This is a genomic window from Yoonia sp. 72 (assembly GCF_034652275.1).
In the GTDB taxonomy this organism is placed as follows: domain Bacteria; phylum Pseudomonadota; class Alphaproteobacteria; order Rhodobacterales; family Rhodobacteraceae; genus Yoonia.
Map to the genome: position 1 here is coordinate 1 of NZ_JAXIWG010000005.1, position 13813 is coordinate 13813.

The following is a 13813-nucleotide window of genomic DNA, read 5'->3' on the forward strand; positions in this document are numbered from 1 at the left end:
TGGCGGTATTGGCGTAAACGCCGGTCGGCCGAACGGTCGCGGTGATTGTCAGCGTTGCCTGCGCGCCGGACGCCAGGGACCCGATCGTCCAAAGACCGGTCGTGCTGTCATAATCAGCCGCAGGGGCAGCCGACACAAACTCATAGCCCGACGGCAGCTGGTCCGTCACCGCAACGCCGGTCGCGGTAGAGGGGCCAGCATTGCTTGCCACCAGCGTGAACACCACGTTACTGCCCACGGTTGGCGTCGCGTTATCGACGGTCTTGAGCATCGACAGATCTGCAACCGGCACAGGCACAGGCGTTGCGGTCGATGTGTTGTTATCTGCATCCGGATCGGCCTGATCACCGGTGATGGTGGCGGTATTGGCGTAAACGCCGGTCGGCCGAACGGTCGCGGTGATTGTCAGCGTTGCCTGCGCGCCGGACGCCAGGGACCCGATCGTCCAAAGACCGGTCGTGCTGTCATAATCAGCCGCAGGGGCAGCCGACACAAACTCATAGCCCGACGGCAGCTGGTCCGTCACCGCAACGCCGGTCGCGGTCGAGGGGCCAGCGTTGCTTGCCACCAGCGTGAACACCACGTCACTGCCCACGGTTGGCGTCGCATTGTTGACCGTCTTGACGATCGACAAATTCGCGAGCGGCCCGAGAAAGCCAAAGTTCTGGTCGCTCGTTGCCTGGTTCAACGAAACTGCAACGTCACCTTGCGAGCCTGTTGTACTTGCGCCACTGGGGTTTGCCGAAAACGCGAACCCGGCAGGCACCGTCGCCGGATTGATAGAGAGCGAATAGCCGTTTCCTACCAGAATAGCGGGGAATTCGTAGAACCCGCTTGCGTTGGTCTGCTGCGATGAAACAACCTGCCCTGACGCATTGATCAGATCGATAACGATGCCCGCAGGCATCAGTACGTCGACACTTGCATCGTAAACGTTGTTCCCGTTCCGGTCTTCGTACAAGACACCATTGATCGAACCGAGGGGCAGGCCCTGGCATTCTGCGACCAGGATATCGTCCATCGCGAAGTCGTTGCCGGCGCCACCAGGCGCGTTGTTGCGGAAACTGAATTCAATTTGCGTCGCATTGCCGGAGTTGAACAGACCGCCGTATTGCAGCCATGTCGGAGTCAACGAAAATGGCACGTTCCCACTGTTGAACAAGCCGACCGGAGCAGGATCGAATCCCAGCCGGTTCACCGAGAATGTCAGGTTGGGGGCGATATTGGCGCCGGGCTGGTTTGGGTCACCAGCAACCCCGCGCGGGAAAGCATACTCTGACCACCCGAACGAATTCGGGTCCGGCAAGTTAAGGATATGTGTCGAGAACTGGTAATACGTGTTTGGCTGCACGGTTAGCGTTTCGCGGTAAAACACACCGGCAGAAAAGTCTGCGTTGACCACCATCATCTGGTCCGAAACCAGACCGGTTGTGTTGCCACTGACAGGATTATGCCAGTACTCAAATGTTGTTTGGTTCAGCCTGTTGACGATGCTGTACTGCCCGTCATTCGGACTGTTGGCACCATAATTCACAAAGTCATATGTGGTGCGTCCGGCAGGCAGGGGGGCGCCGGTTGTACCGGCGGTGTTCGATCCCACACCGAAATTGCCGTCGTTGGCAAACAAGTTAGAACTCAACGTGCCGCCTGACGGACCGCACAGATTGCTTTCAGACTGTGCGCGCGCATCTCCAGAGAAAGAAACCACAAACGCCAGCGCCAGCGCTAGTGTCAGAACCACGCCCGCCACGCGTGCGCATAACGCTAACATACGCATATCACGCGACAGACCGTGGTGGCGTGTTTTTTCCAAAGGCAACTGGGCAAAGGCACTACGGCTACGCATGAAAATGACTTTCTGAAGCAAAAAAAGAATCGCTTGGCCCCTACCGCGCGGCGTGACGGATCGGTTCCACTGGGTGCTGTTTGTATCAATGTGTTGGGGCAGATGTGACGGTGCGACCGGGTAGGTTGCAGACGCATCAGGATAGGTCGGGTCAATCGGGCATGCCGACAACACGTCTGTGCCGTCATCGCCACGCGCGCAAACCGATGGTCCGGGCCATGTACATATGATGTACAAAGGTTCACCCCTCACGACGAGGTGGTGACCAGAGGGGCTTGGTGCTTTTCTATTTGACAAACGACAACGCAAAACAAACTACTCGTAACCAGACAACCTATGCGACAGATCCGTTCAACAAAACAGACCGAACCAGTGGTGGCGAACCCCATGAATCTGAGGTGCCCCTAGTTTCCTAGACACAGGCGCGGTCCATTTTGTGCTATCTTTCCCCTAAGTCAATGGGCGGCAGCATGGCGTTGGCCGTGTGTGTGCGCTTGGGTTTGTTGAGCATCTCGATGTATTCGACGATGTCCTGCCTTGCGGCGTCGCGTGTCGGATCTCGATCCGCTCGTCCGCCGGGATCTGGTTGAGCAGATCGGGCAAAACCGGCGCATCACCGATGAGGCTCCCGGTGATCTCGACAGCGCGAACCTCCCGTGTTTCTTGTCAATCCCGAGGTGGATCTTGCGCCAGACGTGCCATTGCCCGAAGCCTTGATGCCGGTGCTAGCGATAGCCTGGCGCAGTGGTTCCATAGAGGCACGATATGGGACGTGCACGGCCAGCCCCTTCTGGCGGCGCGACAGCGTCCTGAAGTCGGGGACCACCCAATTCAAACCGATCAGATGCAACAGGCTCTCGGCCAACCCGATCGTCAGCGACCCACGGCGATTGAGCGCTTCATTCTAGGCCGGCCAGTTCGTGGTCGTGTAGGTCGGGGGTATCCGCTGCACCGCATCGCGGATGCGCAAAACGCCGTTCTGGAAAAGCGGCATGTCGGAAAGATCGTGCTGGCCCAGCCATAAGGGTGCGGAACCAAGACAATGCAGCAAGGCCCTTCTTGTGCCGTCCTTTCTCAAGGCGGACAGCCTTGCGGTCTCTGCAACCAGTTCATTTCAATTTATGCAAACGCATGGCATCAACAACAGGTGGGGAAGAGAAACTACGGACAAGATGATGCTTGCAGACTGGCCGGTGATGCAGACAGCGGATTTTGCCGCCGCCTATGTATTTGACCAAAATGGAATTTCGCAGGTCGCCGGTGGGTCGCGGGGGGCGCCCTCGCAGGATCCGCCTGATTCTGCTCTGTCGTTGTGGCGCAGCCTTGAAGCGGTGCAGAACGCCACGACCATGGTGGCGCAGACGGGCAATGGCTGCACGCTGGTCTCACGCCACGGCAACATGATCGTGCAAGGCAAGGCCGGACTGAACCTCGGACTGGTGTTTGCCTCGCTGTCGCGCCTTGCGGTCAAAGATCCGGGTCCGCTGGTGCTGACCGGACTGGCATTCGCACAGCAGGATCTGCAGGTCTTCTGGCGGATCATCAACGCGATCGGACGTTGCGAAATCCCGCGCCTGATTGTTCTGGATATCGGCGGTGACATCACCACGGTTTGTGCGGGTCCGGACGGTTTTGCGCTGACTGGCGGCGCACAGGACGTGGACAGCTTGGTCGGCAGCGTGCGAACGGCGCTGCGCGCTGGCCAGCCCGTGCGCTACACGCTTGGCGACCTGGCACAGCCGGTGGCGGCGAACCTTGGTCTGCGTGATCTGCTGGGCGCGATCAACGGACCCGTCAGCACCGGATCGCAAGGATGGGCCTGCAATGCGCAGGGCTGGCCCGTTTCCTTCCCAGAGGCATTCACACTGGAAGAACTGAACCGGACGGTCGCCGTGGCTCAGGCCTTGTTGGCGCACCTTCCCGCGCAGGGGAACCTGCACGTCACGCTCTACGGCAGCAATCGACAGGTCGTCACCAGTTGGCAGGCAAGCCAAGATGGGGTGGCACAATCCGGCCTGAAGCGCCTTTAGTCTTTCGCCAAAACAAACCTCTCATTTGACATTTTTGCGTCATACAAACGACCCAACACATATGTACATTTTGCAATATTATTTTTCTCGAGTTTTTCATGTTGTCAGTTCTGAAGATGCCAAGCCCGCCCTTGCAGAAAACACCAACCGTTTGCGATGCCCCGGGGATGGCCTTGCGCGACAAGCTATCCCAGCTTTCGGACCTTCTGGATCAGGTGCAGCCCGCAGTGGTGCCCGATGCGCTGCCGCGTCTGTTGCAGTGCAAGGACGCGATCAACCAGTTCAGCGTCAGGGTCGCCTTGATCGGGCAAGTCAAGGCCGGCAAGACCGCCTTGACCAATGGTTTGATCAATTTCCCCGACCTTCTGCCGTCGGACGTGAACCCATGGACCTCCGTCATCACCTCGGTCCATATCAACACCGTCAAACCACGTGACAACAGGGCCGTCTTTACGTTCTTCAACCAGAACGAATGGGACGACATGGTCACCGTCGGCGGCCGTCTGGGCGAAGCAGCGCAACGCGCCAATTTCGAGGATGAATTCGAAACCGTTCAGTCGCAGATCAAGGAAATGCAGGCCAAGGCCGTCCAGCGGCTGGGGCGCAATTTCAAGTATTTGCTGGGCAGTGCGCATAACTTTTCGGGGTTCAGTGCCGAGCTGATCAAGCGCTACGTCTGTCTGGGGGATGAGGACGAACAACACGCACCCGAAGGCAGGTTTGCCGATCTCACAAGATCGGCCGATATCTATATCGATGACGACAGCTATCCGCTGCCCACAGTCATCCGCGACACCCCCGGCGTGAATGATCCTTTCCTGATCCGCGAAACCGTGACGCTTAACAGCCTCTCGGACACGGACATCTGCGTGATCGTTCTCAGCGCGCATCAAGCCTTTACCAGCGTCGATATCGCCTTGTTGCGCCTGCTGGTGGCACTGAAACACGAACAGATCGTCCTTTTTGTGAACCGCATCGACGAGCTGGAAGATCCTGACAGGCAGATCGACGAAATCGACGGCTTTGTTCGTGCGGCCTTGGTCGAACAGGGTTTGCCCGCCGATCTGCCCATCATCTTCGGCAGCGCGCTTTGGGCAAGATCGACCGCGGAAGGTCTGGCAGACAGTGTGATCGAACGGAGCAATCAGGCGATGGACCGCCTTGTCGCAGCCCGTCTGCGAAAAACCGTGTTCCATAATGCTGCCACCGCAGCGCCCGGCGTGGCACAAGCGACGACGCACAAGACCAGCGATCTGTCGGGGCTATTCGAATTGCAAAGCGTGATCGAGGAAAAATCTGCCCGTGCTTTCGGCACACCATTCTTCGCCGAAATGCGCAACATCGCCCATGATATTTGCCAGCAAAGCAGCATACAAATGCGCCAAGCGCTGGGGAATGGCGCAACCATTCGTCGCGACCTTGACGGCGCGGCGTTGCGCGAGCAACTGGCCGCCATGCTGCAAGATGTCGACCAGCAATGCCTTGCGACATCCAAAGCCTGTTCGGAGCAGCTGCTATACGAGATGTCGAACGCCTACCACGACTTCATCAGCGCCGAGACCAAAGCGATTGACGCAGTCTTCGCAGCAAATGGCCGGCCCGCCCAATGGCAGCCCGGCACCGAAAAACTGCGGCGCGACCTGAACATCGCGTATCGCGCCTTTGAAAAAAATGCCCAGTCCAAAGTGTCGGCGATTTCCACGAAAGCTGCGGAAATAGTATCGGCGTTCTATGAACAGGTCCTCTCTTCGGACACGGCGCTATTCGTTGTTAGGGCTCCAGTCGTAAGCCCTGCCCGCACACCAACCCGGCTGATGCAATCAATGACAATCGATATCGCGGGGAATTGGCTGGAAAAATGGTTGCTGCGCAAGCCGGCGAAAGAAAGATTCAAGGAAAGATTTAGCAACATCGTCGTGGATGACATGCATGCGATGATCGCAGAAGTTCAGGAAATCCTCTTGGCTGATTTTTTTGAAACAGCCAGAAAACAATTACAGGACTTTCTGAACGGTCATGTCTCGACCATCCGAAATCTTCTGGACACCGATAATGACCAGAAAACCGAAATGCGCAACCGCCTTGGCCTCGAAACGGAGATCAAGAAACGACTTGAAGTGATCGACCATGTCGTATCACAACTCACTCGGGGACCGCTGGCACACGTGCCGGGCGCGTGATGCAGGACTGTGCGGGCATGTCGAGCGATGACCGGACAAAGATGGCAGAATGGTTTCAGGCAAAACCTGTTTTTGCCCTGATGGGTGAATTCAGCGCCGGTAAATCCACCTTGTTGAACATGCTGCTTGCACAGCCGTTGATCCCCACAAAGGTCACGGCGACAAAGCTGCCGGTGATCTGGTTGTCCTATGGACAAGATCCGCATTGGCATGGGTTCACGACCGATGGCGCTGCCGGTCCCGAACGGTCGGGATTGCCGGACTGGGACGTGCTTGACAGCTATTCGTTGGTTCGGATCATGCTGGACAGCCCGCTGCTCCGGCTTTGCGATGTCGTTGATACACCGGGGATTTCCGACCCTCGCATTGCATCGGGATCGCTTGAACCTGTGGCAGAGAATGTGGATTTCTGTCTTTGGTGCACACCCGCCAATCAGGCATGGCGCCAGTCGGAAAAGGGAACATGGTTGTCTTTGCCCGCGCGGTTGCGCGACACAAGCATCCTGACCGTGACGCGCGCTGACCAGTTGGCCAGCGCCCAGGATCTGACCAAGGTGATCCGGCGTCTTGAAACCGACGCAGGACCCGTTTTCGGCAGTGTCGTGCCGATCTCGTCGATCAAGGGCGCGGCCGCAATGCAGCACGACAGAGTAACCAATCAGGACCTGTGGATCGAAAGTGGTGCGGACAGGCTGTTACAGGAAATCAAGAAATCCATTCAGGTCGCACAACGGGCGGTGCAGGTTCGCCGCGACATCCGGCCTTCGGTTTCGAACCGGACCATAAAAGGCGATGATAGCTCCTTGGTCGAATTGATTTCCGGAATGCGGCAGGTTTTGAAAGACCGCGATCATGGTGAAGGTTACAATTCAGAAAATGCCATAATTAAATCCAAACTCGAACAATTTGGAGACGCAATGCGGCACTATGCTGATCAAGGGCATGCACAGGCCTGCGTTTTGGCGCTCTGTGTATCGGATCAAGACTTGATGGATGTGAGTTACCAAAAAGCACTCAACCAGGTGGAGCAGGAAATTGAAGATTTTTCAGAAAGCGCGTGGTGCCGCTTGGATGAAACGCGACAAATCCACATCGTCAGGGCAAAATGAAACACGACCCGAAATAGAAATGCAACAAACTGAACAAAAGGAAATTACTATGGCTATCGATATTACCGGTCTGAGCGAGATTGGCGGCTTTATTGGCGGATGTCTTGCTGACAGCGAGACCGGGCTGATGATGGCGTCGGTCGGTGGCGGTTCGTTCGACCTCGAGGCTGCCGCAGCCGCGAACACCGAAGTCGTCAAGGCAAAGCTGGCAGCCGTCAAGATGCTTGGGTTGAACGACCACATCGATGACATGCTGATCACGCTGGGCAAGCAGTTCCATCTGATCCGCCCCCTCGAAAACACGCCATCGGTCTTTATCTACGTGGCGCTCGACAAGAAATCCGCCAACCTCGGCATGGCGCGGGTTCAGGTCAAAAAGGTCGAACAAGGCATCAGCATCTGACAAAGGTGCACCTTTTACCAAGGCAGCGGGCACTTACGGGTGCCCGCCTGACCTTGCACCCGCCTGTTATCAGGCAAGACTGGGTGCTTGTTGTTCGTAAACCGCGCAGGTGATGACACCCCAGCGGGACGATGGTCAGCCGTCAAAAAGAGCCGCATTCTTGGCTGAGGCGCTTCCTGCAAGTCAAACGAGAATCCGATATCGACCAACCGGCAAAGGGGCACGCGGGCTTCGCCCAGTACCAGACAGAGCCAGGCAAATTTCAGACCACCGTCACCGACGTGGAACCGGCATTGATCGCGCAAAACGTCGACTGCATGGCGTCGTATGTTGCCTTGACGGGTGGCTTTCGGGGGAAGCGGAAGAAGAGCTGTTGCGCCTGCCGGGTCTGCGTTGATCGCAACGGGCTGCCTAAGCCGTCGAACCACTTTCAACCTTTCGATTGAAAAGGACGGTTTCAGCCAGCGGTTTGATTGCAGCCTGTTGCCTCTGGTGGAAAGCAGAGCAAAACCGACCATGCAACACCGATGCGCAGGCCCGCAAGCTGGATGATCTGCTGGGGAAGCTCCAGTCTTCTGGCTTTACCGTCGATGGCATCTGCTGCACCTTTCTGGGCAGGATACGTGTCGTCGCCAGTAGCGCCACCACCACCTGTTGCAGTATGGGTGGTTTTAACCCGTTAACGTGATGGCAAAGGACGGAAACGTTGAGAAAATCAGCTTGCGCAGGAATGTTGCTGATGCTCGCGGCCTGCATTCCCGAGGGTGGCGGGCCGGTTTCATCCACTGCGGCAACATCGCAACCCGGTCCGTTCATCCCCAATGATGCGCCCACGCCAGAGGATCTGCTGGCATGGGAGCGTTACTACGTCACTGAATTCGACAGCGCCAAGGTAGAGCAGATTCGCGCCCTGCGAGGCTATCTTGCCAACAGGTTCACCTTTGTCCTGCAGATTGACGACCACCCGACCTATGGCGATGGAGTCGAGATAAACGCGCACCCCTTGGCTGCGGCCCGTCTGGACTATGCACTGTCCACGGGCCTGACAGGGACCGGACAGATCGTGTCGATGATCGACAGCGCAATCAGGCTTTCGCATGAACAGTTCACGGGCAAGCAGATCCATTCGTCGGGTGACGGGACAGAGACGGGCGATTTCCACGGCACGGCGGTCGCCTCTGTCTTGGCGGGCAACGGTACGAATGGCGGCACGCTCGGTTTTGCTCCGGGGGCGGACATTCATCAGGGCTATCTGGAGTTTGATGCGCCCGTCGACTGGATCGCTCTTGGCAGCCACATGCGCACCGCGGCTGATCTCGGCGCGATCGTGTCGAATAATTCATGGGGACTGATCGACTTTACGCTCAGGACGACGGCCCCTGCTACGTTTTTCCAGAATGAAACGCGCAGGCCGTATCTCGACGGCCTGCGTGCCTTTGCAACTGACGGCGTGATCGTCTTTGCCTTGCAAAACGACTACACCGCCAACAGCGCAAGCATAATGGCCGCTTTGCCCGTCGCGCTGACCGATCTGGAACCAAACTGGATCACTGTCATCAACGCCGTTCCCGTGTTCAATGACAAAGAAATCATCAGCGCGGAACGCATATCGGCAGCCTGTCTGGAAACGGCAAGCTTCTGTCTTGCGGCGAACGGCCAGATCAAGGTTGCGGCCGCGACCAACGACACCGCTTACGAGGTCGGCGTCGGCGCATCTTTCGCCGCACCTCAGGTATCGGGTTCGATCGCTCTTCTTGCAGAGGCTTTTCCCGATCTGACAGCCACCCAGCTGCGCAACCGGCTGCTTGCCACGGCAGACAACGGTTTTTTCACGCATGATGCCGTCAGGGAGTTCGCCCCCGGGATCACGCACGGGTATAACGCGGAATTCGGTCATGGCTTTCTGGACCTCAGAGCGGCGTTGCTCCCGATTGGTCAAGCCGTGGTGCCGATGCCGACCGGTGGATCCGTCGCCGTAGGCACCCCGATGATTATGACAGGGTCAGCTTCGGGCGACGGGCTTGCTCAGGCGCTTGCCGCCGTGAACGTGATGGCGACGGATCAGCTATCGGGTCGCTTTGCGGTTTCGGCCAATAGCTTGACCGGAACGCAAATGCCCGTTGACCCGGCCGCTGTGGCCTTGGTGGCGGCACTGGCGCCGGACATGGCCGCCAACCGCAGCAGGCTTTCAGCGGCGCTGCGCGACGGTGTCGGCCTGTCGGGCTACCGGACGGCCTGGCGCGACCCAAACGGCGCGGACCTGCTTGGCGGCGAGACCATCGCCATGTTACCAGCGCAGAACGATCTGGCCCTGGCGGTCTTGAACGGCAACGGCACCACGGGGCTGTCGCTGCACCGCACTTTCGATCTTGCGGGCGCACAGGCGCAGCTGGGCTTTACCACCATGCGCACCGACGGATCTTTTCTGGGGGTCAGCGTCCCGCGCAACAGCGGCGAGATCAGTTCTGTGACCAATGCCCTCGACATCATCGTCGCTGCCCCGCTGTCGCCCGGCATGGCTCTGCGCCTTGATGCCGAGTTGGGTCTGTCCGAGGCCGATGGCGCGGGCATGATCGATGATTTCAGCACGGTCAGCTACAACCGGATCGGCATCGCGCTGGAGCGGGCTGACATCAGCAGATCCGGTGACATCCTTGCCGTTTTTGCGCGCCAACCCATCGGGATCATGCGCGGGTCAGCCAGCATGGACTTGCCGATGCAAATGTCCGCCGGAGAGGTGCAGTTCACAAGCCATAACGTCAGTCTTGCCCCTGCCCAGCGCCAGCTTGATCTCGGGTTCGAGTATAGCGTGCCTGTCATGGATGCAGGCAACCTCAGCCTTGGCATGATGCACAGCCGGAACGACGGCAATATCATGGGCCGCACGGCGGTATCGGGTTTTATCGGCGTGCAATTCGGTTTTTGACGCTGCCCGCAGCGGCAGAAAGGCGCACAGGCCGGAACAGTAGGCCTTGACGCTTGACCAGTGCAAAGCCCGCGTGCTTCATCAATCACGGCGGCTGGTTAGTCGGGTTTTCGCGCAACATGCCGGGCGGGTCGATGAATGAGTTTGAGGGTGAAATCAGGATGGACATGCGCGTCGCGACCGCGCCTTGCCAGATCCGTAGGTTGAAAACGGCGGATTTGTCCGATCCCGTACAAGGGTAATCTTTTTGAGATCCGTCGTCGCAATCACCCTACGCAGCTACACCGCAAAACTTATGCTCGCGCTGACTGGCCTTGTCATGCCGACCACGGTTCTGACTTTCCTTGGGTGGCATGTTCTGGACGAATCCCAATATCGCGTAGAGCGTGGCCGGATCGCCAGCGACATCTACACCGCACTCTTGGAGTTCGACATTGAAAAATCCGCTTTGCGCAAGTGGAGTTACCGACAGGCCCTTGGCCAGCCTGCCGACGATGCGGAACGGGCCGCTTTCTTGGACCGGATGCGCGCGCAGATCGATGATATGACCTTCAAGGCCGAGCTTGCGGCTGATCTGGATCGTCAGCGCGGAAAAGTTCTGGAGGAACATGACGATCGGTTGATCATGCTCGCCTTTCTCGAGGATGTTGTCACCCAACTCGACATCGACACGCGGAATTTTCCGGCGGGCGATCTGGCGGAACCGCCACTTTTGTCGCGGATCGACCGCAGGTTTGACCAACTACGCGGAACCTCCTTTGCCGAAGCTCTCGGGAATGCACTGTCGGCCGAGGCCGAGGCACTGATCCGCGAACGCGAACGCGCCGATGAAAGTCTGGCCGCTGCGCGCAGTTTGTTCCTGTCTGCCGGCGGGTTCGGTCTGGTGGCGACTGTCCTTGTCGCATTGATCTTGGCAAGACGCCTGCGACAGCCTTTTCGTGAACTTGAAACCGGATTGCGGGCCTATGCAGCCGGAGAGTTTTCCTATCGCTTCACGCGGTTTCGTGATCGGGAATTCATCGATCTCGGGTCGCAACTCAACGCCATGGCGACCGAAGTCGAGGCAGCCCGCGGCCGCGCGCGCGAAAATCGTACCGCGCTTGAGCAGACAGTCGCGGCGCGCACCGCTGAACTACGCCGCACGCTGGACGAACTTTCGGCATCCGAAGGGGCGCGCCAAAAACTGCTTGCGGATATCGGGCATGAATTGCGCACCCCCGTCACGGCCGTTCTTGGCGAGGCGCAGGTGGCGCTGCGCATGAAACAGGATGACCCCGCGCTTTTCCGGGCGGCTTTTTCGCGGATCGTCGATGTGTCCCGCCAGATGAGCCGCCTGATCGAAGATTTGCTGGTTCTGGTGCGCGATCCACAGCGGCTTAGCGGGATAGACGCGCGTCACACAAACATCGCCGAGGTGGTGACACCGGCCATGGATGTGGCGTGCAGCCTCGCACGGCAGCGCGATATCAGCGTGCAGGGCCCAGACCCCCTGCCCTGTTGGGACCTCTGGGCTGACCCGGACAGGTTGCGGCAGGTCGTGACCTGCTTGCTGGACAACGCACTGCGCTATTCGCATCCCGGCGGGACTGTCCGGCTGACGATGGAGCGCCGCCCCCAGAACACGATTCTGATCGAAGTTGCGGATCAGGGTATCGGTATCGCGGACAGCGACGTGCCGCGGGTTTTCGACCGCGGCTGGCGCGCTGACGCGGCGCGCGTCCATCGTCCGGATGGTTTGGGTCTGGGTCTGGCAATCGCGCGGCAATTGACCGAGGCGCAGCATGGCAAACTGACGCTCAGGCCCGGAGATCAGGGGATCGGCGTCGTGGCAACACTGGAAATCCCCACAGAGCAGGTAGTGCAAAGCAGGAACGACTGATGGATATTCTCTTGATCGAAGACGACCGGCGTGTGTCCGACTTTCTGGTGCGCGGTCTGCAAGCCGAAGGCTATGGAGTGCAACTGGTCCAGACCGGTCGCGCCGGACTGGCCGCCGCTGAAGCATTTTCGCGGGACTGCGCCCAACGATCAAGCGCAGGCGTAATCATACTCGACATCATGCTTCCGGAACTTGATGGTCTTAGCATCTGCCAGATCCTGCGCCAGCGTGGTCATCATGTGCCTGTGCTGATGCTAAGCGCGATGGGCGAAAGCTATGAACGCGTCGATGGTTTGCGGCGTGGCGCGGATGATTATCTGGCCAAGCCTTTTGACTTTGATGAATTGCTCGCGCGGATCGAAGCCTTGATGCGCCGCTTGGTGCGCCCCGTGCAGATGGACCTGCCCAAGATCGGGGATATCATCCTAGACCGGACCTTGCCCGGCCTGCGGAACGCAAAGACCGAGATCCTTCTGAGCGCACGGGAAATGGCCCTGATCGATCTGCTGGTCGCCCATACCGGAACCACTGTCAGCCGGGAACGCATCCTGTCGCGGGTCTGGCAGGTGGACCGTGATCCCCTGACGAATGTGGTGGATGTCTATATCAGCCGTTTGCGGCGCAAGATCGCGTTTCTTGACGCGCGGGTCACGATCGCCGCTGTGCGCGGTCGGGGCTACCGGATCGTGCAAACCCGCCCCTGAGCTATCAGGAACGGGCCAGAGGTGCAGCCTGTGTCAGTCGGCGCTGAAGGGCAGCGACGAATGGTGCAGGATGATGCGCAGATTGCCTTCGTCATCCCGCTGGTAGCCCCAAGTTTTGTCCACAGTCGTCACATTGCCTTGCGCATCGGTGATGTGAACGTTGCCCATCGTGGTCGCGGTATTGCCACTGATGAAAATGGCGGCATTCTCGATCTCGACGGCGGTCCAGCCTTTCAGGGCAAAGCCGGTGTCATCGGGGAATGCCTCGTTGTCGCCGACGAAATAGGCCAAGGCGCCTTCTGCAGTGGTGCGAAATGTTTGCGGCGCTTCTGTCAGGGTGGGTTTGAACAAGACAGGACCCATGTCATAGCCATAGGCTGCGGCAATCACGGCCTCTGCGGTGGCACGGGCCTTGTCGATACCGCCCTCCTCAAAATCCTGAGAAATCTGGACCAGAGCTTCGCCCCATGCGACCTGGGCCGCCTCGACCTCGGCCTGGGTGATTGTGGTGTCGATTTTTGTGGCTGTGACCGCAAAAGCGGCGGAGGCCGACACGGCAAGCAAAGCGGCTGTGGCGACTGTGCGATTGATAAATGACATCATCTTTTTTTCCCTTCGACTGCGTTCGGACCATCCTCACGCGATGATTGTCAGATGGGTGATGAAGCTGACACCCGCATGATCTGGGGATGAATGGAACATTAAAGACCAAAGCGCGCGCCGCCTGTGAATTGTT

Annotated in this window: 9 protein-coding genes and 1 pseudogene; 7 read left to right on the forward strand and 3 right to left on the reverse strand. The window is 58.6% G+C overall.

Translation table 11 applies throughout. The annotated features are described in order from the left end of the window. Positions 1-1846, reverse strand: a 1846-nt coding sequence (locus tag VCK47_RS17165) for an SdrD B-like domain-containing protein (protein WP_322892143.1), incomplete at its 3' end; no start/stop codon positions are given. Between the two features lie 507 nt (positions 1847-2353). After that, positions 2354-2840, reverse strand: a pseudogene (locus VCK47_RS17170) (transposase); the annotation flags it as partial. Positions 2841-3018: 178 nt separating this feature from the next. On the opposite strand from VCK47_RS17170, the gene VCK47_RS17175 reads away from it, so the two are divergent. The 7 genes from VCK47_RS17175 to VCK47_RS17205 all read left to right on the forward strand — a co-directional run bounded on the left by VCK47_RS17175 (position 3019) and on the right by VCK47_RS17205 (position 13077). Further along, the gene (locus tag VCK47_RS17175; protein ID WP_322892144.1) at positions 3019-3876 is read left to right on the forward strand and encodes a hypothetical protein; all 858 of its coding nucleotides are present in this window, start codon (positions 3019-3021) and stop codon (positions 3874-3876) included. Between the two features lie 131 nt (positions 3877-4007). Beyond that, a complete protein-coding gene (locus VCK47_RS17180) occupies positions 4008-6056 on the forward strand; it encodes a dynamin family protein (RefSeq protein ID WP_322892145.1) in 2049 nt (682 codons plus the stop codon). A gap of 17 nt (positions 6057-6073) precedes the next feature. After that, the gene (locus tag VCK47_RS17185) at positions 6074-7165 is read left to right on the forward strand and encodes a dynamin family protein (protein ID WP_322892146.1); all 1092 of its coding nucleotides are present in this window, start codon (positions 6074-6076) and stop codon (positions 7163-7165) included. Positions 7166-7214: 49 nt separating this feature from the next. Beyond that, positions 7215-7568, forward strand: a complete 354-nt coding sequence (locus VCK47_RS17190; RefSeq protein ID WP_322892147.1) for a roadblock/LC7 domain-containing protein — start codon at positions 7215-7217, stop codon at positions 7566-7568. Positions 7569-8307: 739 nt separating this feature from the next. Beyond that, positions 8308-10494: a S8 family peptidase gene (locus tag VCK47_RS17195; RefSeq protein ID WP_322892148.1), complete on the forward strand. Its 2187-nt coding sequence runs from the start codon at positions 8308-8310 to the stop codon at positions 10492-10494. Positions 10495-10813: 319 nt separating this feature from the next. Next, a complete protein-coding gene (locus tag VCK47_RS17200) occupies positions 10814-12373 on the forward strand; it encodes a HAMP domain-containing sensor histidine kinase (protein ID WP_322892149.1) in 1560 nt (519 codons plus the stop codon). Further along, positions 12373-13077: a response regulator transcription factor gene (locus VCK47_RS17205; RefSeq protein WP_322892150.1), complete on the forward strand. Its 705-nt coding sequence runs from the start codon at positions 12373-12375 to the stop codon at positions 13075-13077. The genes VCK47_RS17200 and VCK47_RS17205 overlap by 1 nt, the downstream gene beginning before the upstream one ends. Before the next feature lie 33 nt (positions 13078-13110). On the opposite strand, the gene VCK47_RS17210 is transcribed toward VCK47_RS17205, so the two are convergent. Beyond that, positions 13111-13677 carry a phosphoribosyl-AMP cyclohydrolase gene (locus VCK47_RS17210; protein ID WP_322892305.1) on the reverse strand — a complete coding sequence of 189 codons (567 nt, stop codon included), beginning with the start codon at positions 13675-13677 and terminating at the stop codon, positions 13111-13113. Between the last annotated feature and the right edge of the window lie 136 nt (positions 13678-13813).

Coding starts and splice junctions, on each gene's coding strand:
- VCK47_RS17195 (WP_322892148.1), top strand. CDS start 8,308: ATGCTCGCGGCCTGCATTCCCGAGGGTGGCGGGCCGGTTTCATCCACT.
- VCK47_RS17185 (WP_322892146.1), top strand. CDS start 6,074: ATGTCGAGCGATGACCGGACAAAGATGGCAGAATGGTTTCAGGCAAAA.
- VCK47_RS17190 (WP_322892147.1), top strand. CDS start 7,215: ATGGCTATCGATATTACCGGTCTGAGCGAGATTGGCGGCTTTATTGGC.
- VCK47_RS17175 (WP_322892144.1), top strand. CDS start 3,019: ATGATGCTTGCAGACTGGCCGGTGATGCAGACAGCGGATTTTGCCGCC.
- VCK47_RS17205 (WP_322892150.1), top strand. CDS start 12,373: ATGGATATTCTCTTGATCGAAGACGACCGGCGTGTGTCCGACTTTCTG.
- VCK47_RS17210 (WP_322892305.1), bottom strand. CDS start 13,677: ATGTCATTTATCAATCGCACAGTCGCCACAGCCGCTTTGCTTGCCGTG.
- VCK47_RS17200 (WP_322892149.1), top strand. CDS start 10,814: ATGCCGACCACGGTTCTGACTTTCCTTGGGTGGCATGTTCTGGACGAA.